Below are 26412 nucleotides of genomic sequence, written 5' to 3'. Positions count from 1 at the left end.
CGCTTGAGGATACTAGATGGCGCGCAAGGCCGCGACGACGACTGAGAAGCCGGCCAAGGTCCGGAAAGGGTCCAAGACGACCCTTTCCGAGGCCAACCTGGTCGACCTGGGTCCCGAGCGCCTGGCCGCCATCCTGCTCGACCTCTCCAGCGACAGCCACGTCAAGCGCGTGTTGCGGCTGGAGTTGTTCGCCGAAGCTGGCGGGGAGGGGCTGGGCCTGGAAGTCTCCAAGCGCCTGGCCACGATCGGCAAGTCCTCCTCGCGCATCCACTGGCGCAAGCGCGCGGCCTTCGCCAAGGACCTCGACCTGCATCGCCGGATGATCGAGCGGCTGGCGCAGGACGACGCCACCGCCGCGCTGGATCTGATGCTGGACCTGCTGGATCTGGCGACACCAGTTCTGGATCGCCTCAGCCAGGCCGAAGGACCGATCGGGGACGTGTTCCTGGCGGCCCGCGACGGGATCGGCGCCATCGCCTCCGGAGCCCTGCCGGATCCGATCGCTCTCGCCGATCGCATCGCCAACCTGTTGCGCCGCGACGACTACGCCCAGTTCGGCCCCCTGGTGAACGCCCTCGGCCCCGCCTTGGGCAAGACCGGTCAGGCCCATCTTCGCGAGACCCTCGAGAAGCTGTCGGCCGCCCGCGCGATCCGAGACGCCCGAGGCGCGATCTACAAGGATGCCCTGCGGCGTCTGGCCGACGCCAGCGGGGACGTCGACGCCTTCGAGGCCACCTTCGCCCCGGAGCTGCGCAGGACGCCCCTGGTCTCGGCCGAGATCGCTCGACGTCTGCTGGCGGCCGGACGCGCCGAGGACGCGCTCGCCACCCTCCACGCCGGCGCGCCGAGCGACAAGGGCGGCCGCCACCAGAGCTCATTGGAAGAGCGCTCTGCCTGGGAAGACGCGATGCTGGAGGCGCTCGAGGCCACCGGCCACCACGACGAGGCGCAGAAGCGCCGCTGGGCCGAATTCGAGCGCACGCTGTCGATACCGCCTCTGCGATCCTACCTGAAGGGCCTGCCGGACTTCGACGACGTCGAGGCCGAGGATCAGGCCAAGGCGGTCGCCAGGCGTTTCCCGCGCTTCGACACGGCGCTGGCGTTCCTGGTGTCGTGGCCCGACCTGCCGGCGGCCTCGCGGCTGGTGCTGACCCGCTCGGGCGAGATTAACGGCGCGGATGACACCCTGATGGCCGAGGCCGCGCGGCGCCTGGAAGGCGGCTATCCGCTCGCCGCGACCCTGCTACTGCGGGCTTCCATCCAGTACGTGCTCACCTATGGCGTCGCCACGCGCTACGCCGAAGCCGCGCGTCAGCTTCTGGAGGCGGAATCTCTGTCGGCCATGATTAGCGACTACGGGGAATATCCCGACCACCAGGCGTTCGTCGCCGATCTCCGCGCCATGCACGGCCGCAAGCAGGGCTTCCGCGTGGAGCTGGAAGCCCTGGGCGCGACCCTCTAGGGGCGCTTGCGGACCTGGGCGTCCAGGCTCCATTCCCCGGGCCCCTGGAAGACCAGATACAGGAACACGAAGCAGAACAGGATCGCCGCCTCGCCGCCGTTCAGCGCCGGCCAGAAGCCCTGGCTGGCGTGGGCCAGGAAATAGGCCACGGCCATCTGGCCTGATAGAACGAAGGCTATTGGGCGGGTGAAGAGGCCCACCGCCACCAAAGCGCCGCCGACCACTTCCAGCCAACCCGCGGCCAGGAGCATGGGCGGCAGCGGATCGGGCGCGCCCGGCTGAGCGGCCGGGAAGTGGAAGAGCTTCATCAGGCCATGCTCCATGAAGAGCAGGGCGGTGACGATGCGAAGCAGGCTGAGTACACGCGGGGCCCAGACGGCGAGACGTTCCATGCGTTGTCCTTCCTTGATGTCAGACGCTTTGGGCTCTTGGCGGCCCGACGCTTACCGAGACGAGAAGGTAGCGGGCCAGCGAAGCGATAGCGCGCTGGCCAATAGGGTTACGCCGCGCGAGTGTCGGTCTCCGCCATGCGCTGGATGGCGACATAGTCGGTCTTGCCGCTGCCCAGAACCGGCACCTCGGTGACCTTGAGGATCTTGCGCGGCACGGCCAGCTCGGGAGCGCCGATCGTCTGGGCGTGCGCGACCAGAGGGCCGACATCAGCGTCGTGACGATCGGTGATTAGGATCAGCTTCTCGCCCTTCTTCTTGTCGGGCATCGAGATCACGGCGTGGCGGCCATCGGGCCAGACGGCCGTGGCCAGGTCCTCGGCGGCCGTCAGGGAGACCATTTCGCCGCCGATCTTGGCGAAGCGCTTCACCCGGCCCTTGATGGTGATCCACTGGTCGTCGGTGATGGTCACCACGTCGCCGGTGTCGTGCCAGCCGTGCTCGGGCGCGTCGACGCCGCCGTCCTCGCGCAGGTAGCCGGCCATGATGTTGGGGCCGCGCACGAAGAAGCGGCCGCCCTCGGCGATGCCCTCGACGGGCTCGACGCGAACCTCCTGGCCGGGCAGCAGGCCGCCCACGGTGCCCGGACGGTTGTCGGTCGGCTTGTTGACCGCGATGACCGGCGAGGCCTCGGTAGCGCCGTAACCTTCCAGCACCGGCACGCCACCGAACCGCTCGGCGATCAGGGCGTGGGTCTCTTCGCGGACCTTCTCAGCGCCGCAGACGATGAACTTCAAGCCGCCCAGTTCGTCGGTCTCCGAGGCGCGGGCGTACTGGTTCACGAAGGTGTCGGTAGCCAACAGGATCGAGGCCTTGGCGTCCTTGATCAGCGGCGGGATCTGCTTGGTGTGCAGAGGCGAGGGATACTGGAACGCCTTCATGCCCGTCAAAATCGGCAGCACCACCCCGCCGGTCAGGCCGAAGCAGTGGAATACCGGCAGGGGGTTGAACATCACCCAGTCCGGGTCGAGCTCGATATGGGCCGCCACCTGCATGGCGTTCTGGACCAGGTTCTCCTGGGTCAGCACCACGCCGCGCGGCGCGCCGAAGCTGCCGGACGTGAACAGCACCACGCCCTTGTCCGACGGTTTGGCCGGGGCCCGGAAATGGCGCGGGAAAAGACCGGCCGCGGCCGCGAACAGCTTGTCGGACAGGCCGATCGTGGCGCGCACGTCCTCCAGGTAGGTGACCTCGGCATGCTCGCCGATGCAGTCGATGATGTCGTGCAGCTTGCCCAACTCGACGAACTTGTGGGCGGTCAGCACACGCTTGACCTGGGCCAGCTTGCAAGCGGCCCGGATGTTCCGCAGGCCCGCCGTGAAGTTCAGCATGGTCGGCACGCGACCGAAGGCGTGCAGGGCGAAGAAGGTCACGACCGATCCCGCGCCCGACGGCAGCAGCACGCCAACGTTCTCGCCGGGCTTGGTCATGGCCGCGATCTTGCGGCCCAGGGCGAAGCTGGCGCGGATCAGGTCCGTATAGGTGAGCGGGTTGCGATCCTGGTCTTCCAGGATCTGCTTCTTGGCGCCGTATTTGTCGCGAGCGTCGATGAGGGCGTCGAAGATGGCCTTTTGGCCGTTCCGCACGTCGTAAGCTACCGGCATCCCGGCGAAACCTCCCCGAAGAGCGAAAGTTGCTCTCGTTCGTTAAACGCGGAGTCTGCCGGGGAAGGTCCAGCTTTGCAAGAAAGAGTCACAAACCGTGAGGCTCAGCCCTGTGACGCGGGGCTTTGGCATCGATCCTGGCGCGGGTGAAATCGACGATCGCCGCCAGCCAAGCTCTGCGGATGGCGTCCGATTCCATGTGCAGGTCGTGGCCAGCCTCGGCGTAGCGTGTCTCCTTGCAGTCGATCATCTCGCCGCAGAGGCGGTTCTGCGGCGAGGCCGTGACGACCCGGTCCTTGCCGGCGTCCAGCATCAGGATCGGCGTGTTGACTTGGCGAACACCGTGCGCGGCGGCGTCGCTGGCGTCGAGGAAGGCAGCGTACCAACCCAGGCTGCGTCCGCCCATCCGCAGATCGGGATTGGCCAGCATCCACGCGGCCTGGACCTTGCCGCGCATCGTGTCGTGGGTCAGTCCGGCCTGCACGCCGTCCGGACCATCGCGTCGCCAGCCGCGCTGACCGGGCGCGCGGATCCAGCCCAACCGCAAGTTCCGCATGGCGGGCGCGAAGCGAGCGAACTCGGCCCGCGAACGAGGCAGGTCGCTCAGGCCGAAGGCCGGCGCCGACAGCACCAGGCCGTCCATGGGCGCGCCCTGCTCGGCCGCGCGCAGGGCGACGAGGCCGCCTTCCGAGTGACCGACCACCACGAGCGGCGCATCATTTCCCGGCCGGATGACGCCATTGATCAAGGCCCGGACCGAGGCGATGTCGGGATCGAAGCTGTCGACATGACCGAGATCTCGCCACGGGGTTTGCCGTTCCGAGCCCCCTTGGCCCTGGCGTTCGAGCACCCAGACCGTGAAGTCCTGGCCGTCGAGCTCCGAGATCGTCTCGAACCATGTCTCGGCGCTCTCGCCGTAGCCTGTCAGGATCAGGATGGTGGCGCGCGGGACGCCAGGCGGCGACGAGACGCCGTAGCGCTGGACCGGGCCCTCGCCGCTGCGCACGAAACCCCAGGTCCAGCCCCGCGGCGGATAGAAGCGGGATCCCAGCGACGGCGGGGTCCGGCTGTCGGCGAATGGCGCGCGCGCGGCTCCGTCGCCGCAGGCGGTGACGGTCAGGATCGGGACCAGGGCCAGGGCGACAGCGAGAGGACGGCGACGCATACGCAGACAGTCATTTCGCGCATCGTCGCCTTAAGCAAGATCGAGCGCTTGATCCGAAGGCCAAGAAGACCGATTTAGGCGCCATGGCCACGGTGATCGACACCCTCAAGGCTCGCGGCCCGGAAGACCGGGCGGTGCGCCATCCCGAAAAGCAGAACCGCCCGGACACGCCGGTGCTCCGCAAGCCCGACTGGCTGCGAGTCCGCGCACCCGGCTCGGGTCAGTACAACGAGACCAAGAGCATCGTGCGGGAGAACCGCCTGCACACGGTCTGCGAGGAAGCGGCCTGCCCGAACATCGGCGAGTGCTGGAGCCAGAAGCACGCGACCATGATGATCATGGGCGAGATCTGCACCCGCGCCTGCGCCTTCTGCAACGTCACCACCGGTCTGCCGACTCAGCTGGATCCCGATGAGCCCCGCCGCGTGGCCGAGGCCGTCGCCAAGATGGGGCTCAAGCACGTGGTCATCACTTCGGTCGACCGCGACGACCTGCTGGACGGCGGCGCCCGCCACTTCGCCGAGGTGGTCACTGCCATCCGCGCGGCGGCCCCCGGCACGACCATCGAGATCCTGACGCCGGACTTCCTGCGCAAGGACAATGCCGAGAACGTGGTGATCGACGCCAAGCCGGACGTCTTCAACCACAATCTCGAGACCGTGCCGCGCCTCTATCTCAAGATCCGCCCCGGCGCCCGCTACTACAATTCGCTGCGCCTGCTGGACCGCGTGAAGCAGCGCGATCCCTCCCAGTTCACCAAGTCCGGCCTGATGGTCGGTCTGGGCGAGACCAAGGAGGAGGTCATGCAGGTCATGGACGACATGCGCTCGGCCGGCGTCGACTTCATCACCATCGGCCAATACCTGCAGCCGACCCGCAAGCACGCCGCCATCGACCGCTTCGTGACGCCTGAGGAGTTCAAGGCCTATGAGGCGATCGCCCGGGCCAAGGGCTTCCTGATGGTCTCGTCCAGCCCGCTGACGCGCTCGTCGCACCACGCGGGCGACGATTTCGCCAAGCTGCAGGCCGCCCGTCGGGCGCTCGACGCTCGCACGGCGTAATCTTGCATCGCCATACCGTCACGCGCGTCCTGCCGTACGCGCCGGAGCAATTGTTCGACCTGGTCGGCGACGTCGAGGCCTATCCGAAGTTCGTGCCGTGGATCACCGGCATGCGCACCTGGAACGCCCGCGAGGACGGCGCCGTCAGCACCGTCGACGCCGAGGCGCAGGTCGGTTTCTCTTTTCTGCGCGAGAAATTCGCCACCCGTGTCCGTCGCGACCGCGAGGCGCTCTCCATCGACGTCAGCCTGCTGTACGGCCCATTCAAGCGGCTGATCAACGGCTGGCGATTCGTTCCGGAGATCGGAAACGGGGACGGCGCGACTCGCATCGAGTTCGTGATCGACTTCGCCTTCAAGGCCGCGCTGTTGGACGCCATGCTGGCCGCCAATATCGACAAGGCGGCCAACAAGCTGATCGCCTGTTTCGAGGATCGCGCCCGGCAGGTCTACGGTGTGAAGCCTGCCCCTTCGCTCTAGTCATTTTTGGCGACCGCTTCCTCGATCCGCTCCTCGAAGTCGCTAAGGTTGGCGAACAGGTTCTCGATCGCGAACACCAGGCCGAACACCCGGGCGGCGTCGTCGAACACAAGGTCACGCGTCACGCCCTTCTTGCGCAGCCCTTCGACGCAGTTCTGAAAGGCCTGATGCGCCTCGGCGAAGGCGATGCGCTCCGGACGTGGGCCGCCGGCCAGCAGATCCGCGGTGTCGCGCAGGAACCGCGCGCTGGCCTCGAGCATGTCGGCGGCGGCCGGCGCCAGATCGGGCGCGGGGAGAGGCTCGTGCAGGGTGCGCCCAACCATCACGGTGTCGTTGCGCAGCCGCCAGAGCGTGCGGGGCAGGGCGTCGGACACCGAGCGGTCGCTGAGTTTGCTGGCGCTTTCGCGATCCGCCTCGGTCACGCCCGCCTGCAACTTGGCCAGCGCGGCGCGCAGGTCGTCCTGAGCTTTGAGATAGTCGGTCGGGCCTGGCGTTCCGCGTAGGCTGAGGACGTGGCTGTCCAGGATATGGGCCTGCAGGCCGGCGATCTTCTGGATGCTGGACACGACGGAGGCGTGGGCGCGCGCCGGGAAGATCAGCAAGGTGGCGGCGACACCGACGACACCGCCGACCGTGATCTCGGCCACGCGTAGCGCCGCGGCGATCAGCGGGTCCATGTGTGTGGTCGTGCCGATCAGCATGATCACGGCGGTGACCGTCGCGACCTTCAGCGATGGCCGCATCGACACCAGGAACGCCAGCAGCGCCACGGTGACACAAAGGATGACGCCCCCGAATTCGGGCCATTGGGCGTGGAAATAGGCCGCCGCGGCGCCGGCCAAGGCGCCGACGACCGTGCCCATGAACCGCTCGACCGAGGCGGTGATCGTCGCGCCCAGGCTGGACTGCACCACGATGACGGCGGTGAAGACCGCCCAATAGCCTTGCGGCAAGCGCAGCAGCGTCGCGATGGCGAACGCTGCGCCGACGGCGGCCGACACCCGGATGGCGTGGCGGATTTCGGTCTTGCGGGCCGCGGCCGCCTTCAGCGCCCTCTGCGAAAGATTGCGGCCCGTGAACCGCCGCCAGTCGCTGGGCGCGGTCTCGGGCACTAGCCCACCGCCTCGCGCAGCATCTCCAGCGCCGTGCGCACCGCCGCCAGCTGAACGGCCTCGCGGGTCTGGCCGTCGAAGCGCTCGTGTCGATGGACGACCGAGCGGTTGGCGCGGGCGACGGCGAAGTGGACCGTGCCCACGGGCTTCATCGGCGTGCCGCCGCCGGGACCGGCGACGCCGGTGATGGCCACGGCGACATGCCCATTGCTTTCGCGCAGTGCGCCCTCGGCCATCATTCGCGCCACGGGCTCCGAGACCGCCCCATGATCGGCGATCAGGTCGCCCGGAACGCCTAGCATCTCGGACTTGGCGCGGTTGGTGTAGGTCACGAATCCACGCTCGAAGACGTCGGACGCGCCCGAGATCGAGCAGATCGCCCCGGCCACCAGGCCACCGGTGCAGCTTTCGGCCGCCACTACGCGCAACGACTTCTCGCGGGCCTCGTCGATCAGCAGCCGGGCTAGGGTCTGGATTTCCAGCGGAAACATCGGGCTCTCCGGATTCGCGCCGCTACCTTAGCCGGTTCAGGCCGGCGTCTCGACCGCCACGACCGCCGAGGCGGCCAGGCCCTCGCCACGGCCCGTGAAACCCATCTTCTCGGTCGTGGTCGCCTTGACGCTGACCCGGTCCAGCGGCAACGCCAGAATCTGCGCCAGCCGCTCGCGCATGGCCTGACGGTGCGGTTTGATCTTGGGTCGTTCACAGATCAGCGTGACGTCGACATTGACGATCGCGCCGCCCTTGGCGGTGACCAGCTCGGCGGCGTGCTTCAGGAACAGGTCCGAGGCCGCGCCCTTCCACTTCGGGTCGGTGGGCGGGAAGTGGTCGCCGATATCGCCTTCGCCAATCGCGCCCAGGATGGCGTCGGTCAGGGCGTGGAGGCCCGCGTCAGCGTCGGAATGGCCGATCAGGGTCTCGTCGTGCTTGATCGCCACCCCGCACAGCCAGACCTCTTCGCCGGGGCCCCAGCGGTGGGCGTCGAAGCCCTGGCCGACTCGGGTGATGCGCGCGGCGCCGGCGAGCCGTTCGGCCATGGCGAAGTCCTCGGGATAGGTGAGTTTCATCAAGAGCGGATCGCCGGGCGCGATGGCCACGCGACCGCCGGCGGCTTCGACCACCTGGGCGTCGTCGGTCGGCTCGCCGCCGGACCACGCGGCGTAGGCCGCGAGCAGGGTTTCGCGGCGCGCGGCCTGGGGCGTCTGGGCGCGCCAGAGATGCTCTCGGGAGGTCGTGACCGGGTTCTGGTCTGGCTCGGCGCGCTTCAAGGTGTCGGCGACGGGCAGGGCAGGCAGAACGGCGTCGGCGTCTTCTAGCGCCCGCAGGACGCCAGCGATCGTGTCGCCGCTCAAGAAGGGGCGAGCCGCGTCGTGGATCAGGACTGGTTCGTCGACGGGGCGGGCGGCCAGCGCGGCGAGACCTGACTGGACCGACAGGGCGCGAGTCGCGCCACCCAGCGCCGTGCTCCATCCGCTCAGCCCGGCTAGGACGTCGTATAGGGCCTGTCCGCCGTCTTCGGTCGTTACGATCACGATTTGCGCCGCGCCCGAGGCCAGGAACGCCTCGACCGACCAGCGCAACACCGGCTTGCCCGCCACGAGCCGCCATTGCTTGGCCTGGCCGGGCCCGGCGCGAGTACCCGAGCCGGCGGCGACGATCACGGCGGAAAAGGTCATGGCGGCTGTTTAGTCCGGCCGCCGCCGATGTCCAGTCGTTGGGGCTTTACTGCGGCGCACAATATGCCTAAAAAGGTGGCTACGGGGATGATCACAAAATGAGCAACAAGCTCGAGGTCGGCGGGATCGAGGTCCCTGGTCGGGTGTGGATTGCGCCCATGACCGGGGTCTCGGACCTGCCCTTCAGAGAAACGGCCACGGCGCTTGGAGCGCCCTATGTGGCGACGGAGATGGTGGCCAGCGCGGAGTTCGCGAGGGGGCGTCCCGATGTCGTGCGTCGCGCGGCGGTCGGCGAAGGTCTTCCGCTGACCGTGATCCAACTGGTCGGTCGCGATATCGATTTCATGGCCCAGGGCGCGCGGATGGCCCAGGACGCCGGCGCCGATATCGTCGACCTGAACTTCGGCTGCCCCGCCAAGGAGGTGGCCGCCGGCGCCGCCTGTGGCTCGGCCCTGATGCGCGAGCCCGATCTGGCCGAGGCCCTGGTGGCCGCCGCGGTCCAGGCCGTCGACGTGCCGGTGACGGTCAAGATGCGCCTGGGTTGGGACGTCGACAGCCTGAACGCGCCGGACATCGCCCGGCGCGCGGAAGCCGTCGGCGCCAAGGCCATCACCGTGCACGGCCGCACCCGCAACCAGTTCTACAAGGGCGTCGCCGACTGGAGCGCCGTCGCGGCGGTCAAGAAGGCCGTGTCGGTCCCCGTGCTCGTCAACGGCGACATCGTCGACGGCGACACCGCCCGCCTGGCGCTGGAACAGTCCGGCGCCGACGGCGTGATGATCGGCCGAGGCGTCTATGGCCGCCCCTGGATCGCCGGCGCGATCGAAGCCGCGCTCGAGGGCCGGGGTTTCGCCGAGCCGCAGGCCGAGGAGCGTCTGGCCATCGCGCTCACCCATTTCCGCCGCAGCCTGTCGTTCTATGGCGAGCGACTGGGCCTGAAGATGTTTCGCAAGCACCTGGCCTCGTACATCGAGGCCGCGCCTTGGCCCGAGACGGACGAGGCGCGGCGGGCCGCCCGCGCAACCCTGTGCCGCCTTGAGGACCCCGCCGCCGTGGAGGCCGCCCTGCGCGACCTGTGGCTGGCGGGCGGGAGATTAGCCGCATGACCGACCGTGCCCGCGTCCTGGGCGGCGTCGCCCCCGAGGCCTTGAAGGCCGCCGCGTTCGACCTCAGCCCCGAGCCCGCCCTGGTGGTCGACCGCGAGGGTGGGTTGGTGGCGGTCAACGAGGCCGCCGAAGCGCTGTTCGGCCACGGTCTGTCGCTGCTGGCCCGAGGCCGCTTCCGCGCCGCCTTGCCGCCGGGCTCGGTGCTGGTCTCGCTGCTGGATCGCGCCATCACCGAAGGCGCTCTGGTTCGCGAACACGGGGTCGAGGTCAACCTGTTCGGCCAGCCGCCGTTCGAGGCCGACGGCGCCGCCGCGCCGTTAGGCGACGGCTCGGTGCTGCTGACCCTGCACGTGAAGGGCGTCCTGGGCGTGGATCGCGGCGCCGACGCGGCCGGTCTGCGTTCGGTCGTGGGCCTGGGCAAGATGCTGGCTCACGAGATCAAGAATCCGCTGGCCGGCATCCGCGGCGCTGCCCAGCTGCTGAAGACCGGCGCCAGCGCCGTCGACCAGCCGCTGGCCCAGCTGATCGTCGACGAGACCGATCGCATCCGCCGCCTGGTCGACCGCATGGAGGCCTTCTCCGACGAAGTCCCGACCCCGCGTGAACCGGTCAACATCCACCAGGTGCTGGACCGCGTCCGCGCCCTGGTCGCCAACGGCGTGGCCGATGGCCTGCAGCTTAAGGAAAGCTACGATCCGTCGCTGCCGCCGGTCTGGGGCGACGAGGATCACCTGATCCAGATCTTCCTGAACCTGACCAAGAACGCTGCCGAGGCCGCCCATATGCGCGGCGACGATCGCGGCCAGATCTCGATCCATACCGCCTGGCGCCCTGGCGTCAGGGTGCGCGGCGCCGACGGCAAGTCGACCAGCGGCGCGCCGATCGAGGTCAAGGTGATCGACAACGGTCCCGGTGTGCCGGCCAGCTTGCGCGAGCATCTGTTCCAGCCGTTCGTCACCACCAAGGTCAACGGCACCGGCCTGGGCCTGGCCCTGGTCACCAAGCTGGTCACCGCCCACGGCGGCCTAATCGACTTCGAGTCCGAACCCGGTCGCACCGTGTTCCGCGTGCTGCTGCCGGTCGCCCCCCAGAACGGGGCCCCCGATACTCTTTCCGGAGACGCCTGAGCATGAACGCCGCGAGCAAGAAGATCCTGATCGCCGACGACGACAGCTCGGTGCGTCTGGTGCTCAGCCAAGCCTTCACGCGCTTGGGCTATCAGGTCCGCGCCACGGGCAACGCCACCACGCTTCTGAAGTGGGTCACCGACGGCGAGGGCGACCTGGTCGTCACCGACGTGATGATGCCCGACGAGAACGTGTTCGACGTGCTGCCGCGCATCCGCAAGGAGCGGCCCAAGCTGCCGATCATCGTGATGAGCGCCCAGAACACCTTGCTGACGGCGGTCAACGCCGCCGACGCGGGCGCGTTCGAATACGTCTCCAAGCCCTTCGATCTCGACGACGTCACCGCCGCGGCGCGGCGCGCCCTGTCGCGTCCGGCCGACGCCGAGGCCTCCAAGGCCCAGGCCCGCGCCATGCGCGACGAGCGCCTGCCGCTGATCGGCCGCTCGGCGCCAATGCAGGAGGTCTATCGCACGATCGCCCGCCTGGTTGGCGCTGACCTGACGGTTCTGATCCTGGGCGAGAGCGGCACCGGCAAGGAGCTGGTCGCCCGCGCCCTGCACGAGCTGGGCCGTCGTCGCGACGGCAAGTTCGTGGTCCTGAATCTGGCCGCCGTGCCGCGCGAGCGGGTCGAGGCCGAGCTGTTCGGGCGCGGGGAGGGTGACAATGGTCGCCTCGTCGAGGCCGATGGCGGCACCCTGTTCCTGGACGAGATCGGCGACATGCCGCTGGACGCCCAGACCCGCCTGCTGCGAGTGATTGACGGCACCGAGCCGGTGATCAATCCCAAGACTGGCCGCCGCCCGAATGTTCGGATCATCGCGGCCACCAACCGCGACCTGCGCGGCCTGATCCAGCAGGGCCTGTTCCGCGAGGATCTGTTCTTCCGCCTGAACGTCGCCCCCGTTCGTCTGCCACCGCTGCGCGACCGCGCCGAGGATATTCCGGACCTGGCCCGCACCTTCCTGCTGCGCGCCGCTCGCGAAGGCCTGCCCGCCAAGACCATCGACCAGAGCGCGCTCGACCGCCTGAAGACCCATCCGTGGCCGGGCAATGTTCGCGAACTCGAGAACCTGATGCGCCGGATGTGCGCCCTCTACGCCGAGGAGCTGATCACCGCCCGTATCGTCGATCGCGAGCTGCAGGATCATACGCCGGCGGTGCGGTCGGAAGAGGGGCCGGTGACCCTGTCGACCCTGGTCGAGCGCCACCTGGCTTCGCACTTCGCCGATCAGCCCGATGGCGTGCCGCCGGCCGGTCTCTACGACCGCGTCCTGCAGGAAGTGGAGCGTCCGCTGATCCAGCTGACCCTGTCGGCGACGCGGGGCAATCAGGTACGCGCGGCCGAAATTCTGGGCCTGAACCGCAACACCCTGCGCAAGAAGATCCAGGACCTGGGCGTGGAGATGACCCGAGGTCGCCGCTAAGGGAGACGCCTGAGCCTTTCGCGGCACATAACTGTTGAATTTGGGACACACGCTCCTAAACTCCGGGGCGATGTCTTCAGTGGCTTATGCGACGGGATCGGACGACCCGCCGACCCGGTTCAGCCGGGCCTGGTGGCGGGAGCTCCTGCGGTCGCGATACCTGATCGGGGGCGGCTACGCCCTGGCGGCGATCCTGACCGTGGCCGGCGTGGCGCTGGCCTCTTCGCCGCCACGCACCGATTCGATCAGCACCGCCAGCACCGTCATCCTGGTCGTGCTGAGCTTCAATCTGGTCCTGATCCTGGGCGTGGCGACCATCGTCGGTCTGCGCCTCTACGACCTGATCGACGCTCGGGCCAGCGACGCCGGCGCGCGTCTTCACTTGCGCTTCGTCGGTCTGTTCTCGCTGGCGGCCGTGGCGCCGGCCGTGATCGTGGCGCTGTTTTTCGGCGTGCTGGTCAACCGAGGCGTGGACGGCTGGTTCAGCCAGCGGGTCCAGACCGTGGTCGGCAACTCGGCCAAGGTCGCCAATTCCTACGTAGAGCAGCAGACCAAATACATCTCCGAGCACATCGGCCCGATGGCGACCAACCTGAACGAGGTGGCGCCCGCCTTGGCGCACTCGCCCGTCGCGTTCGGCCACTTCCTGGCCGACCAGACCAAGGACAACGGCTTCGCCGCCGCCTATGTGCTGGACCGCGACGGACGCATCCTGGCGCGCGCGGAGCTCAAGGACGCCCCGCCATTCCTGGCGCCGCCGCCATCCAGCTATGAAGCGACCGACAGCGGAGAGGTCACCGCCCAGCGCTTCGTGTCCGCCGATCTCTTCCGGGCGCTGTATCGCCTGAAGGCCTTTCCGGACGCCTATCTCTATGTGGTCCGACCGATCGAGAAGGGCATCCTGAACCACCTGATCGAGACCCAGGACGCCCTGGTCTCGTACCGGGACGCCGAGCGGAGCCGGGGACGCATCCAGGCGATCTTCGGGCTCAGCTATCTGGAAACGGCGCTGTTGGTCCTGGTCGCCGCCGTCTGGGTCGGCATCGCCGCCGCCAACTCCATCGCGGGGCCGGTCGCCGGCCTGGTGGAAGCCGCCGGCCGCGTGTCGGGCGGCGATCTGGATGCGCGGGTCGAGGCCGATACGGGCCCCGAGGAGATTCGCGCGCTTTCGAACGCGTTCAACATGATGACCAGCGAGCTGCAGTTGCAGCAGGCCGCTTTGAAGGCCGCCAGCCTGGACGCCGAAAGTCGTCGCCAGTTCATCGAGACCGTGCTGTCGGGGGTGAGCGCCGGCGTCGTGGGCCTGGACGAGCGCGGCAAGGTCTCCGCCGTGAATCGCCGTGCGGTGACTCTGTTGAGCCTGCCGGATGACGCCCTGGGCATCGACCTGATCCAGCTGGCGCCCGAGTTCGAACCCGTGATGGAAGCGCTGCAGGAGAGCCGCCCGGACACGGACGTCGAGGTGGACCTGATGCGCGAGGGCGAGACCCGCCGACTGCGCGTCCGCGCCGCCGGTCACGTGGCCGAGGGCCTGGTTCTGACCTTCGACGACATCACTCGTCTGGTCGCCGCCCAACGCAACGCCGCCTGGAAGGATGTCGCGCGCCGCATCGCCCACGAGATCAAGAACCCGCTGACGCCGATCCAGCTGTCTGCCGAGCGCCTTCGTCGCAAGTACCGCAAGGAGATCGCCAGCGATCTGGAGACCTTCGATCGCTGCACCGACACGATCATCCGGCAGGTTGGGGACATCGGCCGGATGGTTGACGAGTTCTCGGCCTTCGCCCGTATGCCCGCGCCGCGCTTCGCGCCGGCCAACCTGACCGAGATGCTGCGGCAGGCCGTCTTCGCCCAGCGCTTCCAGGACGCCGAGATCGAGGTGATCCTCGAACATTCCGAGGGCGACGATGTCTGGGCGACCTGCGACGAGCGGATGATCGGACAGGTGCTCACCAATATCCTGAAAAACGCCGGCGAGGCGGTGGGCGCGCGCCGGCTGGTCGAACCCGCCCTGCGTGGACGCATTACGGCCAAGCTCGTGTCCGACGCCGACGACCTGTGCGTGACGATCGAGGACAATGGCGTCGGCTTGCCCGCCAAGGACCGGGATCGCCTGACCGAACCCTATGTGACCACCCGCGAGAAGGGGACAGGCCTGGGCCTGGCCATCGTCAAGCGGATCATGGAGGACCATGGCGGCAGCCTGGCCCTGACCGACGCGCGCGCGCTTCCCGGAGCCCGCGTGATCCTGAAGTTTCCGACGACCGCGCGTCTACCCGCCGCGGCCCCCAATAACGTCGCGGATCAAAGCGGCGTTGAGGAGATGATATGAGCGCCGATGTTCTCGTGGTGGACGACGAGGCCGATATCCGTGAACTCGTGGCCGGAATCCTGGAGGATGAAGGCTACGCGGTTCGGACGGCCGCTGATTCCGACCAGGCCCTGGCCGCGATCCGCGCCCGCAAGCCCGCCCTGCTGGTCCTGGATATCTGGATGCAGGGCGGTGGCATGGACGGCCTCGAACTGCTGGACATGGTCAAGTCGCTGGACGCCGATCTGCCCGTGATCATGATCTCGGGCCACGGCAATATCGAGACCGCCGTCAGCGCCATCAAGCGCGGGGCCTATGAGTTCCTGGAAAAGCCCTTCAAGTCCGATCGGCTGCTGCTGATCGTCGAGCGGGCGCTGGAGGCGGCCGGCCTGCGCCGTGAGAACCGTCGCCTGCGCGCCCAGACCCTGGCCCCCGATGGCCTGATCGGCAAGTCGGCGCCAGCCCAGGCGCTGCGCCAGCTGATCCTGAAGGTCGCGCCGGCCAACAGCCGCATTCTCGTGTCAGGCCCGCCGGGCTCGGGCAAGGAACTGGTGGCGCGCCTGATCCACGGCGCCAGCACCCGGGCCAAGCAGGAGTTCGTCGCCGTCAGCGCCGCCGGCATGGCGCCCGAACGTCTCGACGTCGAACTGTTCGGCGAGGAAGGCGAGGGCGGCCGGCCTCGCAAGATCGGGGTGTTCGAGCGGGCCCATGGCGGCACCCTCTATCTCGACGAAGTCGCCGACATGCCGCGCGAGACACAGGGGCGGATCCTGCGGGTCCTGGTCGAGCAGCGCTTCCGCCGGGTCGGCGGCGACAATGACGTCCAGGTGGATGTGCGGGTCATCTCGTCCAGCTCCCGCGACCTGCGCGACGAGATCGCCGGCGGCCGTTTCCGCGAGGATCTGTTCCATCGCTTGAACGTGGTGCCGGTGCGTGTGCCGGGCCTGGCCGAGCGTCGCGAGGACATCCCCGAGCTGATCAACTATTTCGTCGAGAAGATCAGCGAAGCCACCGGCTTGGCGCGTCGCCGCCTGGGCGAGGACGCGCTGGCCACGCTGCAGGTCCAGACCTGGCCGGGCAACGTCCGTCAGCTGCGCAACAACGTCGAGCGGATGCTAATCCTGGCCTCGGGCGAGCCCGGCGACCTGATCACCGCCGAAATGCTGGCGGGCGCCGACCAGCCCAGCGCCGGCAACGCCGGGGCGATCGGCGCCGAGCGGATCATCGCCTTGCCGCTGCGCGAAGCGCGTGAGCTGTTCGAGCGGGAATACCTGAACGCCCAGATCCTGCGGTTCGGCGGCAACATCTCGCGCACCGCCAATTTCATCGGCATGGAGCGCTCGGCGCTGCACAGAAAGCTAAAATCCCTCGGCGTCGCCGGCGCCCGGGCCGAAGAGGAAGAGTAGATGTCGCGTTTCGCCTATGTGAACGGCCGCTTCGTGCGTCATGGCGAGGCCGCCGTCCATATTGAGGATCGCGGCTATCAGCTGGCCGATGGCGTCTATGAGGTCTGGGCCGTGTTCGACGGCAAGCTGGCCGATGCAGCGGGGCACTTCGCCCGTCTGTGGCGCAGCCTGGACGAACTGCGCATCGCCCATCCGATGAGCGAGGCCGCGCTGACCCTGGTGCTGCGCGAGGCCGTTCGGCGCAACAAGGTCAAGGAAGGCCTCTGCTACCTTCAGGTCACGCGCGGCGTCGCCAAGCGCGACCACGCCTTTCCGAACCCCGCCGTCCTCCCATCGGTCGTGATCACGGCCAAGTCGGTCGACCGCGCGGCCGCCGACGCCAAGGCCGCGGTCGGCGCCTCGGTGATCTCCGTGCCGGAGAACCGCTGGGGGCGCTGCGACATCAAGTCGATCGGCCTGCTGCCCAACGCCCTGGCCAAGCAGGCGGCGCGGGAGCGCGGGGCGATCGAGGCCTGGTTCGTCGACGACATGGGCCTGGTCACCGAGGGTGCCTCGTCCAACGCCTGGATCGTCGACAGCGACGGCGTGCTGCGCACTCGCGACACCAACGCCAACATCCTGCGCGGCGTGACCCGATCGACCCTGCTCGAGGTGATCCGCGAGACGGGCGTTCCGTTCAGCGAAAAGCCCTTCACCATCGCCGAGGCCCAAGCCGCCAAGGAGGCCTTCATCTCCGGCGCGGGCTCGCTGCTGACCCCGATCGTGCAGGTCGATGGCGTCAAGCTGGGTGGTGGTAAGCCGGGCGAGGTGGCGACGCGGCTGCGGCGTCTCTATATTGAGCGGGCGCGTCAAAAAGCGGTCTGATGTCGGACGAATATTCGACCGGGACGGCCAGGCATCGCGTGACCTTGCGGAAATTTTCGCCGACGGCTTGTCGCTTTCGGCGAAAAATCCTCTAGCATGGTCTTGTTTGTGTGGGGGGCGTGTTGCCCTCCGAGAACAACGAGAGGGGAACCCCCGTATGTCCGCCGAAAAGAAGCAAAACCTTCAGGACACCTTCCTGAACAGCGTGCGCAAGTCGAAGACGCCGCTCACCATCTTCCTGGTCAACGGCGTCAAGCTGCAGGGCGTGGTCAGCTGGTTCGACAACTTCTGCGTCCTCCTGCGTCGCGATGGCCAGTCGCAACTGGTCTACAAGCACGCCATCTCCACCATCATGCCGGCGCAACCCGTTCAGCTCTATGAGCCCAGCGCCGACTCCGACGACTGATTAGAGACGTTTGTCCAAATCCACATCCAGGTCGATTGACCACGCCGCGCCGATCCTGAAGGCGCTCGTCATCCATCCGGCGCGGCAGCTGCGCGGCCAGGCGGCCCTCGAGGCCCGGGATCCCAACGCCCGGCTCGAGGAAGCCGTCGGCCTTGCGGTCGCGCTCGATCTCGAGGTCGTCGAGATGATGATCGCGCCTTTGCGCGTGGTCACGCCCGCCACCTTGTTCGGCAAGGGCAAGGTCGAGGAGTTCGCGGCGATCTGCGAGGTCGAGCATATCGACGTCGCCGTCTTCGACGACCAGCTCACACCCATCCAGCAGCGCAATCTCGAAAAGGCGCTGAAGGTGAAGGTCGTGGACCGCACCGGGCTGATCCTCGAGATCTTCGCCCGTCGGGCCCGGACCCGCGAAGGCAAGCTGCAGGTCGAGCTGGCCAGGCTCGACTACGAGCGCTCGCGCCTGGTTCGCACCTGGACCCACCTGGAACGCCAGCGGGGCGGCACCGGCTCGACCGGCGGTCCCGGCGAGACCCAGATCGAAATCGACCGCCGCCTGATCGCGGGCACGATCACCAAGCTCAAGAAAGAGCTGGAGGAAGTGCGCCGCACGCGGACCCTGCACCGCAGCGCCCGCAAGAAGGTCCCGTACCCGACCGTCGCCCTGGTCGGCTACACGAACGCCGGCAAGTCCACGCTGTTCAACCGCCTGACCGAGGCCGAGGTTCTGGCCAAGGACATGCTGTTCGCGACGCTGGATCCGACCCTGCGGACCGTGAAGCTGCCCGACGGCCGGCCGGCGATCATGTCCGACACCGTGGGCTTCATCTCCGACCTGCCGCACGAGTTGGTCGAGGCCTTCCGCGCCACCCTCGAGGAGGTGCAGGAGGCCGATGTCGTCCTGCACGTCCGCGACGTCGCCAATCCCGACAGCGAGGCCCAGGCCCGCGACGTCGAGACCGTGCTGGGCGAACTGGGCGTCACCTTCGACGAGGGCAAGACCGTCGTCGAGGTCTGGAACAAGATCGACCTGCTGGGCGAGGAAGACCGCGAGGTCATCGACGGCCAGGCGCGCCGCGCCGAGGCTTCGGCGGTTTCGGCGGTCACCGGCGAGGGCTGCCAGGCCCTGCTTCGCCGCATCGGCGGTCTGATCGATGACTCGCCGCCGGTCGAGGTGCGACTGGACGCCCAGGACGGCCAGGCCCTGGCGTGGATCTATCGCAACGGACGGGTGCTGAGCCGTTACGACGGTCCCGCCGGCGAGGTCGCCCTGGTCGCGCGGCTGGACAGCCAGGCCCTGGGTCGCTTCGAGCGCCAGTTCCCCGACGCCCGGATCAGCGCGGCGGAGTAGCCGCGGCGCCATCAGCGATAACTAGGCGCGCCGAGCTTCTCGACGCGGTGGCCGTGGCGTCCGCCGAGGAAGACCGTCGCGAGGAAGGCGGCCACGCAGGCCTTGGCCATGTCCAGCGACACCAGCCGAGCGCCCAGCGCGATCACGTTGGCGTCGTTGTGTTCACGGCTGAGCTTGGCGGCGGTCGGCTCGTTGACCAGCGCGCAGCGGCACGCCGGGTGGCGATTGACGGCGATGGAGATGCCGACTCCCGAGCCGCACAGGGCGACGCCTCGGTCGGACCGGCCACCGGCGATGTGCTCGGCCAGCCTGTAGCCATGGTCGGGGTAATCGAGTTGAGCGTCGTCGTCCGCGCCCAGATCCGTCACGTCATGGCCTTCCGCCCGCAGCCACCGCGCCAACTCTGCCTTGAGGGCGATGGCGGCGTGGTCCGAGGCGATGGCGATGCGCATGGTCAGCCCTGTTTTTCAGCCGCCTTGGCGTCGTTCCACAGCGCGTCCATCTCCGCCAGGTCCGACTGGTCGGGCGTCTTGCCACGATCGGCCAGGCCCGCCTCGACGAAGGCGAAGCGGCGGGTGAACTTGGCGTTGGTGGCGCGCAAGGCGTCCTCGGGATCGACGTCCAGCTTGCGAGCCAGGTTGGCGCAGACGAACAGGATGTCGCCCAGTTCCTCGCGGGCCTTGGCCATGTCGCCGGCCTCGATCTCGACGGCGATCTCCTCGGTCTCCTCGCGCAGCTTCTCCAGAACCTGCGCGGCCGTCGGCCAATCGAAACCGACCCGGGCGGCGCGCTTGGTCAGTTTCACGGCGCGGGTCAGGGCGGGCAGGCCGGCCGGCACGTCGTCCAGCACCCCGGTCTTGGCCTTGGCCTTGCGCTCCTGCGCCTTCAGCTCCTCCCAACCCGCCACCTGGGCGGAAAGGTCGTCATAGGCGTGGTCGCCGAACACGTGCGGGTGGCGGCGGATCATCTTGTCGTTGATGGCCGCGGCCACGTCCTTGAGGTCGAACACCCCCTGTTCCTCGGCCATCCGCGAATGGAAGACGACCTGCAGCAGAAGGTCACCGAGCTCTTCCTTTAGGTCCGGCAGGTCATTGCGCTCGATGGCGTCGGCGACCTCGTAGGCCTCCTCGACCGTGTAGGGCGCGATGGTCGCGAAGGTCTGCTCCAGGTCCCAGGGGCAGCCGCCGGCCGGGTCGCGCAGCTTGGCCATGATCTCCACGAGGCGGAAGATCGGATGCCCGTCTTGGCTCTGGACGTCACTCGGCGGGGGCGTGGAGGGCATGGGGATCCGGTTCGGCTGGAGACGGTTGCGCGCCCGCCGCCGCGTCCCGCGCCGCGAGCTGGCGCTGGATCTCGGCGAGGCGGTTCGCATCCAGCGGATAGCGCATCATGACGGCTGCGACCACCAGTCCCAGGATCGCCGGCGCGAAGGCGTAGAGTCCGACCAGCGCGGCGTCGCCGGCGGCGGTCGGCGTCTTCGGGTCGAAGCCCAGGGCGCCCAGGATGATGAAGACGCCGACGGCCAGGGCGTAGCCCAGCTTCACCGTCCCCGTTACGATCGCATAGAGCAAGCCGGTCTTGTCGACGCCGGTTTCCAGCCGCTCCTCGTCGCCGATGTCGGCCATCATCGCCCGCACCAGCAGTTGCGCAGCGGAATAGGGCAGGCCGGCCAGGACCAGGATGACCATGCCCAGCACAACTTCGCCGGGCGGCATGAAGACCGTCGCCAGTTGCACGACCGCGTAGACCACCGAGGCCACGGCGAGGGCCTTGTGCTTGCCAATCCGCTTGGCCAGCATCGGCCAGATCGGCGCGCCGGCCAGGGCGGCGATGAAGTAGATCAGCAGCAGGATGCCGGACTGGGTCTTGTCGAAACCCTTGATGCGCTCGAAGTAGAACAGGAACAGCGTGCCGGCGATGCCGGGCGCAAGGCCCATCAACAGGTCGGCGGTCAGCAGGCGCTGCACCGACGGGCGGCCCAGCAAACCGAAGTACTGCTTGAGACTGGTCTTGCCGTGTCGCGGCGGCGCGGCGGGCTCTCCGACCGTGGTCACAGCCAGCAGGACGGCCAGCGGCGCCAGAAGGACGATGAACCAGCCCATGGCGGCAATGCTGTCCAGGTGGTCGCCCTTGAACACGCCGGTGACGATCGGCGGCAGGCACAACACCAGGATCATGCCGACGACATTGGCGCCTTGCCACCAGGCGAAGACACGCGAGCGCTGCTGGTAGTCGCTGGACAGAACCGCTCCCCAGGCGGTCTGCGACAGCACCACCATCGAATAGCCGACATAGACGACGGACAGCCAGAACCACAGGTAAAGAGGACCAACGCCGGGCCGCGCCATGAACAGGGCGAAGGCGCCGATGGCGATCACCGGCGTGCCGGCCGCTAGCCAAGGCCGGAAGCGGCCAAAGCGCGACCGCGTGTTGTCCATGAGCCCGCCCAGCACGGGATCCAGAAGCATGTCGAGCAGCTTCACGATCAGGAAGGCCGCGCCGACCGTGGTCAGCGAAAGGCCCAGCGAGGTGACGTAGTACTCGGGCAGATAGACGACCAGCGGCAAGCCCATCGCCGCGATCGGGACGGCCGGCGCGGCGAACCTGGCCAGAGCCCATGACGATTTACGCTGCGTCATCGCTTACTCCTCCCCGCGCTGTTGCTCGCGCTTGGACACAAGGGCCGATGAACGGCCGTTTGAACGAGTGTGCGGGCATTGCGTCATCTGCGCCAGCCTCTTCCTCAATTCGTGGCGTGCGTCCACCGCTTCACGCGGCTGGCCGCTGAAGTTTCTGGAAAGGGACGCGGAGCGCCGGACGACGTCCGGAGTGTGAGTTAGTTGATACCGTTTCGACGAAGCCAGGACGCTCCGCGCGACCGTTATTCGCCAGCGTCCCGTCAGGTGGCCCTGTTCAGGCCTTACCGGGACCCAGGCCTCCGAGTTTCCTCGGAAGCCCAAAGGTCGAAGAGGGCGGATCAATACTGATCAGGACAGACCCTTTTGCCTCCAACCACGCCGACGGCGGGCGGGTGAGCCCAGCAAGCCCAGCCCCGGACTGTCCGAGTATCCCCCTCGGACCTGTCCCCGCTCGATCGCCCCCCGCCGCCACGATGGTCGCTGGCCACGCGCCCTTTCCTCCCGACGAGATGGGATCAGTATGGTGGAGGCCTGAACGCGGATCATTCAGCGGCGTCTGAAATCGACAAGTTATTGATTTGCATGGACTCCACCTCGCGAACTCCGAGGATACGGCGGGTTCAATCCCCGTGAATCCCTCTCTCCATGCTGTACAGATCGGGGAGATAGCGGACACATGTTCGGGGACATGGTGGACACTTTTGGCATGAGGCGGAGGAGCCGACATGCCGTTCAGGGAGTGTTCTTTAGTGTCTCAACGGGAAGAGTTTTGCCGGCTTGCGCTGTCGCCCGGGGGTAAGGTGCGACTGCTCTGTCGCCGCTTCGGGATCAGTCCGACGACGGCCTACAAGTGGTTGGCGCTTTACAAGGCGGCGGGGGTTGAGGGGCTGAGCGATCGGTCGCGTCGGCCGTTGAGCGCTCCGGGCCGCAGCTCGCCCGAGCGGGAGGCGCAGGTCATGGCGGTTCGCCTTGAGCATCCGGCCTGGGGCGGGCGCAAGATCCGCCGTGTGTTGCAGAACCAAGGTCTTGCCCAGCCGCCATCGGCCTCGACGATCACCCAGATCGTTCGCCGACACGGCGCCCTGAACGGCCCCGGAGCCGATCAGGCGCGCGACTGGATCCGGTTCGAGCACGCTGAGCCCAATGACCTGTGGCAGATGGACTTCAAGGGCTGGTTCGCGCTGGGCGGGCGGCGATGTCATCCCCTGACGGTGCTGGATGACCATTCCCGTTACGCCCTGGAGGTCGGGGCGTGCGGCGACCAGACGGGCGAGACGGTGCGCGAGCGTCTGGAGGCGGTGTTCCGCCGCTACGGCCTGCCCTGGCGCATCCTGTGCGACAATGGCCCGCCCTGGGGTTCAGCCGGTCATGGCGAGCACTCCAGCTTCAGCGTCTGGCTGATGGATCTGGATATCGCCGTCTCTCACGGCCGCCCCTATCATCCCCAGACCCAGGGCAAGGACGAACGTTTCCATCGCACCCTGAACGCCGAGGCGCTCGACGCGCGAACCTTCAGGTCCCTTGCCCACGCCCAGAGCGCCTTCGACGCCTGGCGAACGGTCTACAACCTCAAGCGGCCTCACGAAGCCCTGGCCATGGACACCCCCGCCACCCGCTATCGCATGAGTCAAAGATCCATGCCCGACAGCATCCGCCCGCCAGAATACGAGCCCCAGGCCACCGTGCGGAAGATCAGCAGCAGCGGCCAGTTCGCCTTCAAGGGCCGCACCTTGCGGACATCCAAGGCCTTCGCCGGAAAGCAAATGGCCTTACGCGCCACCAACCAGGATGGCCTCTTCGACCTCTGCTACCGCCGTCACGTCGTGGCCCAGATCGACCTACGTCAGAGCAAAACCGTCCACCATGTCCCCGAACATGTGTCCACCTTGTCTCCGGTCTGAACACATGCGAGAGGGATTTCCGCTCACCCTTCACCCCTGTGGCTTCAGCCGCAGTGGCAATCCCGCCGCCACGAAATAGACCTCGTCGACCGCCTGGGCGAGCCGCTGGTGCAATCGTCCCGCCTCGTCGCGGAAACGGCGGCCCAGCGGCGTCTCGGGGACGAGTCCCAGGCCGACCTCGTTGCTGACCAGCCAGAGCCGGGCGGGGCAGGCCGCCGCCGCCGCGACCAGTTCGGTCGCCGCCGCCTCGACGTCGCGTTCGGCCAGCATCAGGTTCGACAGCCACAGGGTCAGACAGTCGACCACGGCGACCGCGTCGGCGGGCAGGGCGGTGATCGCGCCCGACAGGTCCAGCGGCGCCTCGATGGTGATCCACGATTCGCCTCGGTCGGCCCGGTGGCGGGCGATCCGCTCGGCCATCTCGTCGTCGAACGCCTGACCGGTCGCGATCAGGGTTGGGCGACCGCCAAACGCCACGTTTTCCGCGGCTTTCTGGGCGAAGGCGCTCTTGCCGGAACGGGCCCCGCCCAGCACCAGGGTCGATGTCATGGAAGCTCCACATTGACGGTGTGCGGCGCAGCATATAGGGCTGGCGGCGCGTCAGGCTCCTCGAAAGAGGATTAAAAGGGAACGAGGTTCAAGACCTCGGCTGCCCCCGCAACTGTAAGCGGCGAGCTCTCGCGTCACATGCCACTGGGGTCCAGACCCTGGGAAGGCGACGCCAAGAGCAACGACCCGCGAGCCAGGAGACCTGCCCGGCGTGGTCGTTCATCGCTTGGCCGGGGTGCGCCAAACGAACGGGGTCTCCCGAGAAACGACAGTCACAGGGCCGCGCCGCGGTCCGGGGCGTACGCGTGGCTTTTGCGGGCTTGCGAGTGCGTCGCGGATCAACGCGCGGGTCGTTTCGAAAAGGGGAAAGACCATGATCCGAGCGCTTATCAGCTCCACCGCTCTCGCTACCGTCCTGCTCGCCGGGGCCGCCCACGCAGACGACCAGAAGGCGCCCGAGGCCGACGTCGCCGGCAACACCGGCGCCAATGGCGTCGCCGAACTGGTGGTCACCGCCACCCGCACCGCCCAGCCGATCGAGAAGGTCGGGGCGTCGGTCACCGTCCTGACGCAAGGCGCCATCGAGGCCAGCCAGGCGGTTTCCATCGTCGAGCTCCTGGCCCAGACGCCGGGCGTCAGCTTCACCCGCAATGGCGGGCCGGGGACCTCGACCAGCCTGAACATCCGCGGCGCCGAGACCCAGCACACCGTGGTGCTGATCGATGGCGTCAAGCTGAACGACCCGTCCTCGACCCAGGGCGGCTTCAACAGCGGCAACCTGCTGGTCGGCGACATCTCGCGCATCGAGATCCTGCGCGGCGCCCAGTCGACCCTGTGGGGCAGCCAGGCCATCGGCGGCGTGGTCAACATCGTCACCGCCGATCCGACCGTTCCGTTCACGACCTCGGTCGACGTCGAAGGCGGCGCGCGCCAGACCGGCTATCTGCGCGCCGGCCTGGGCGGCGCCAGCGACAAGATCACCTGGCGGGTGGCCGGCGGCTTCTACTCGACCGACGGCTTCTCGGCCTGGAAGACCGGCAAGGAGACCGACGGCTACCAGAACCGAGGCCTGTCGGGTCGTCTGCGCTACACGTTCAGCGACGCGGTTTCGGCCGAGGTTCGCTCTGTCTATTCGAAGGGCAAGAACGACTTCGACACCTTCAACGGCGACAGCAGCGAATACGGCCGCACCGAGGAACTGGTCGTCTATACGGGCCTGAACTTCGCCCTGCTGGACGGCCGCTGGAACAACCGCGTCGGCTATGCCTACACCGACACGGACCGTGAGAACATCAACCCGCTGCGCCCGACCGTCCCGCAGACCTTCGACGCCGCCGGCAAGAACAAACGCTGGGAGTACCAGGGCGTGTTCGCGTTCACCGACGTGTTCAGCGCCACCTTCGGGGCCGAGAGCGAGAAGGCGCGCATGCGCACGCGCTCGCCGTCGACCTTCGACCCGAACCCGGTGTTCAAGACAGGCAAGGTCGGCGTCGACAGCGTCTATGGCCAGCTGCAGGCCGAGGTGGTCAAGGGTCTGACCCTGACCGCCGGCGTCCGCTACGAAGACCACGACACCTACGGTTCGCACACCCTGGGCCAGGCCTCGGCCGCCTGGGCGCTGAACGAAGGGAACACCGTGCTGCGCGCCAGCTTCGGCCAGGGCTTCCGCGCCCCGGGTCTCTACGAGCTCTACAGCGAATACGGCAACCTGGACCTGTCGCCCGAGAAGTTCGACAGCTGGGACGCCGGCGTCGAGCAACGCTTCTTCGGCGGCAAGGCTCGCGCCTCGGCCACCTGGTTCCAGCGCGAGGCCGACAACGAGATCCGCTTCTTCTCGTGCACCGGCGGCACCGATCCGCTGTGCGCGCCCGGCGGAACCCCGCGCTTCGGCTACTACAGCAACGTCCAGAAGACCAAGGCGCAAGGCGTCGAGCTGATCGGCGAGATCAAGCCGGTCGCGGGCCTGACGGTCACGGGCAACTACACCTACACCGACGCCCAGTCGGAGTCGGGCGCCAGCAAGGGCAAGCAGCTGACCCGTCGCCCCAAGAACATGGGCAATCTGTCGGCGGCCTATCGCTGGCCGGTGGGCCTGACCACCACGGTGGCGGCGCGCTACGTGGGCAAGACCTACAACAACGATCTCAACACCCAGGTGGTGAAGGATTATACGCTGGTCGACCTGCGGGCCGCCTACACGATCAACGAGACCTACGAGGTCTTCGGTCGCGTCGAGAACGCCTTCGACAAGGACTATCAGGCCATCCTGAACTACGGCACGCCCGGACGCGGGGCCTTCGTCGGCCTGCGGGCGCGCTTCTAG

Annotated in this window: 23 protein-coding genes and 1 riboswitch; of the genes, 13 read left to right on the top strand and 10 right to left on the bottom strand. The window is 68.0% G+C overall.

Annotated elements, in window-relative coordinates; genetic code table 11:
- The first annotated feature begins 16 nt into the window (after positions 1-16).
- Positions 17-1462, top strand: a complete 1446-nt coding sequence (locus MZV50_RS13575) for a DUF6880 family protein (RefSeq protein WP_252629713.1) — start codon at positions 17-19, stop codon at positions 1460-1462.
- On the opposite strand, the gene MZV50_RS13570 is transcribed toward MZV50_RS13575, so the two are convergent.
- From MZV50_RS13570 to MZV50_RS13560, 3 genes are all read right to left on the bottom strand, one after another.
- Positions 1459-1854, bottom strand: a complete 396-nt coding sequence (locus MZV50_RS13570) for a DoxX family protein (protein WP_252629712.1) — start codon at positions 1852-1854, stop codon at positions 1459-1461. The genes MZV50_RS13575 and MZV50_RS13570 overlap by 4 nt on opposite strands.
- A 107-nt stretch (positions 1855-1961) precedes the next feature.
- Positions 1962-3515, bottom strand: a complete 1554-nt coding sequence (locus tag MZV50_RS13565; RefSeq protein WP_252629711.1) for an AMP-binding protein — start codon at positions 3513-3515, stop codon at positions 1962-1964.
- Positions 3516-3603: 88 nt separating this feature from the next.
- Complete coding sequence (locus MZV50_RS13560; protein ID WP_252629710.1) at positions 3604-4680, bottom strand: alpha/beta fold hydrolase; 1077 nt, start codon at positions 4678-4680, stop codon at positions 3604-3606.
- A gap of 83 nt (positions 4681-4763) precedes the next feature.
- Here MZV50_RS13560 and lipA point away from each other — a divergent pair, with 83 nt between their 5' ends.
- Both lipA and MZV50_RS13550 read left to right on the top strand, forming a co-directional pair.
- Positions 4764-5741 (top strand): lipoyl synthase, encoded by a 978-nt coding sequence (gene lipA / locus MZV50_RS13555; RefSeq protein WP_252629709.1) that lies wholly within the window; start codon positions 4764-4766, stop codon positions 5739-5741.
- Positions 5742-5743: 2 nt separating this feature from the next.
- Complete coding sequence (locus MZV50_RS13550) at positions 5744-6220, top strand: type II toxin-antitoxin system RatA family toxin (RefSeq protein ID WP_252629708.1); 477 nt, start codon at positions 5744-5746, stop codon at positions 6218-6220.
- Here MZV50_RS13550 and MZV50_RS13545 read toward each other — a convergent pair.
- From MZV50_RS13545 to MZV50_RS13535, 3 genes are read right to left on the bottom strand one after another with little or no spacing between them, the layout of a single operon-like run.
- Positions 6217-7332, bottom strand: a complete 1116-nt coding sequence (locus MZV50_RS13545) for an FUSC family protein (protein ID WP_252629707.1) — start codon at positions 7330-7332, stop codon at positions 6217-6219. The two genes, MZV50_RS13550 and MZV50_RS13545, sit on opposite strands and share 4 nt — an antisense overlap.
- Positions 7332-7823: a CinA family protein gene (locus MZV50_RS13540; RefSeq protein ID WP_252629706.1), complete on the bottom strand. Its 492-nt coding sequence runs from the start codon at positions 7821-7823 to the stop codon at positions 7332-7334. The genes MZV50_RS13545 and MZV50_RS13540 overlap by 1 nt, the downstream gene beginning before the upstream one ends.
- A 36-nt stretch (positions 7824-7859) precedes the next feature.
- The gene (locus tag MZV50_RS13535) at positions 7860-9008 is read right to left on the bottom strand and encodes a bifunctional 2-C-methyl-D-erythritol 4-phosphate cytidylyltransferase/2-C-methyl-D-erythritol 2,4-cyclodiphosphate synthase (RefSeq protein WP_252629705.1); all 1149 of its coding nucleotides are present in this window, start codon (positions 9006-9008) and stop codon (positions 7860-7862) included.
- Positions 9009-9106: 98 nt separating this feature from the next.
- On the opposite strand from MZV50_RS13535, the gene dusB reads away from it, so the two are divergent.
- The 8 genes from dusB to hflX all read left to right on the top strand — a co-directional run bounded on the left by dusB (position 9107) and on the right by hflX (position 19000).
- Positions 9107-10114 (top strand): tRNA dihydrouridine synthase DusB, encoded by a 1008-nt coding sequence (gene dusB, locus MZV50_RS13530; protein WP_252629704.1) that lies wholly within the window; start codon positions 9107-9109, stop codon positions 10112-10114.
- The gene (locus tag MZV50_RS13525) at positions 10111-11241 is read left to right on the top strand and encodes a two-component system sensor histidine kinase NtrB (RefSeq protein WP_252629703.1); all 1131 of its coding nucleotides are present in this window, start codon (positions 10111-10113) and stop codon (positions 11239-11241) included. The genes dusB and MZV50_RS13525 overlap by 4 nt, the downstream gene beginning before the upstream one ends.
- 2 nt (positions 11242-11243) lie before the next feature.
- On the top strand, positions 11244-12665 hold the full coding sequence (locus MZV50_RS13520) for a sigma 54-interacting transcriptional regulator (RefSeq protein WP_252629702.1): 1422 nt from the start codon (positions 11244-11246) through the stop codon (positions 12663-12665).
- Between the two features lie 70 nt (positions 12666-12735).
- Positions 12736-14997 carry a sensor histidine kinase NtrY-like gene (locus tag MZV50_RS13515; protein WP_252629701.1) on the top strand — a complete coding sequence of 754 codons (2262 nt, stop codon included), beginning with the start codon at positions 12736-12738 and terminating at the stop codon, positions 14995-14997.
- Positions 14994-16382: a nitrogen assimilation response regulator NtrX gene (ntrX, locus tag MZV50_RS13510; protein WP_252629700.1), complete on the top strand. Its 1389-nt coding sequence runs from the start codon at positions 14994-14996 to the stop codon at positions 16380-16382. Before MZV50_RS13515 ends, ntrX begins: the two co-directional genes overlap by 4 nt.
- Complete coding sequence (locus MZV50_RS13505) at positions 16383-17246, top strand: D-amino-acid transaminase (RefSeq protein ID WP_252629699.1); 864 nt, start codon at positions 16383-16385, stop codon at positions 17244-17246.
- A gap of 157 nt (positions 17247-17403) precedes the next feature.
- Entirely contained in the window at positions 17404-17652 is a 249-nt protein-coding gene (gene hfq / locus MZV50_RS13500; RefSeq protein WP_013079113.1) for an RNA chaperone Hfq, read from the top strand.
- A gap of 10 nt (positions 17653-17662) precedes the next feature.
- Positions 17663-19000 carry a GTPase HflX gene (gene hflX / locus MZV50_RS13495; protein ID WP_252629698.1) on the top strand — a complete coding sequence of 446 codons (1338 nt, stop codon included), beginning with the start codon at positions 17663-17665 and terminating at the stop codon, positions 18998-19000.
- A gap of 11 nt (positions 19001-19011) precedes the next feature.
- On the opposite strand, the gene MZV50_RS13490 is transcribed toward hflX, so the two are convergent.
- The 3 genes from MZV50_RS13490 to MZV50_RS13480 are packed head-to-tail and all read right to left on the bottom strand — an operon-like array spanning position 19012 to position 21639.
- Positions 19012-19452, bottom strand: a complete 441-nt coding sequence (locus tag MZV50_RS13490) for an RpiB/LacA/LacB family sugar-phosphate isomerase (RefSeq protein WP_252629697.1) — start codon at positions 19450-19452, stop codon at positions 19012-19014.
- Positions 19453-19454: 2 nt separating this feature from the next.
- Positions 19455-20282: a nucleoside triphosphate pyrophosphohydrolase gene (gene mazG / locus MZV50_RS13485; protein WP_252629696.1), complete on the bottom strand. Its 828-nt coding sequence runs from the start codon at positions 20280-20282 to the stop codon at positions 19455-19457.
- Entirely contained in the window at positions 20257-21639 is a 1383-nt protein-coding gene (locus MZV50_RS13480; RefSeq protein ID WP_252629695.1) for an MFS transporter, read from the bottom strand. The genes mazG and MZV50_RS13480 overlap by 26 nt, the downstream gene beginning before the upstream one ends.
- A gap of 725 nt (positions 21640-22364) precedes the next feature.
- On the opposite strand from MZV50_RS13480, the gene MZV50_RS13470 reads away from it, so the two are divergent.
- Positions 22365-23540 (top strand): IS481 family transposase, encoded by a 1176-nt coding sequence (locus MZV50_RS13470; RefSeq protein ID WP_252629694.1) that lies wholly within the window; start codon positions 22365-22367, stop codon positions 23538-23540.
- Between the two features lie 30 nt (positions 23541-23570).
- Here the strand turns inward: MZV50_RS13470 and cobU are convergent, their stop codons facing one another.
- The gene (gene cobU / locus MZV50_RS13465) at positions 23571-24089 is read right to left on the bottom strand and encodes a bifunctional adenosylcobinamide kinase/adenosylcobinamide-phosphate guanylyltransferase (RefSeq protein WP_252629693.1); all 519 of its coding nucleotides are present in this window, start codon (positions 24087-24089) and stop codon (positions 23571-23573) included.
- Between the two features lie 36 nt (positions 24090-24125).
- Positions 24126-24313: riboswitch (cobalamin riboswitch) on the top strand.
- Between the two features lie 149 nt (positions 24314-24462).
- Here cobU and MZV50_RS13460 point away from each other — a divergent pair.
- The gene (locus MZV50_RS13460) at positions 24463-26412 is read left to right on the top strand and encodes a TonB-dependent receptor plug domain-containing protein (protein ID WP_252629692.1); all 1950 of its coding nucleotides are present in this window, start codon (positions 24463-24465) and stop codon (positions 26410-26412) included.

This window comes from Caulobacter segnis (genome assembly GCF_023935105.1).
In the GTDB taxonomy this organism is placed as follows: Bacteria; Pseudomonadota; Alphaproteobacteria; order Caulobacterales; family Caulobacteraceae; genus Caulobacter; species Caulobacter segnis_B.
The sequence above is the reverse complement of the archived record's forward strand: the minus strand, read 5'-3'. Positions and strand labels throughout refer to the sequence as shown.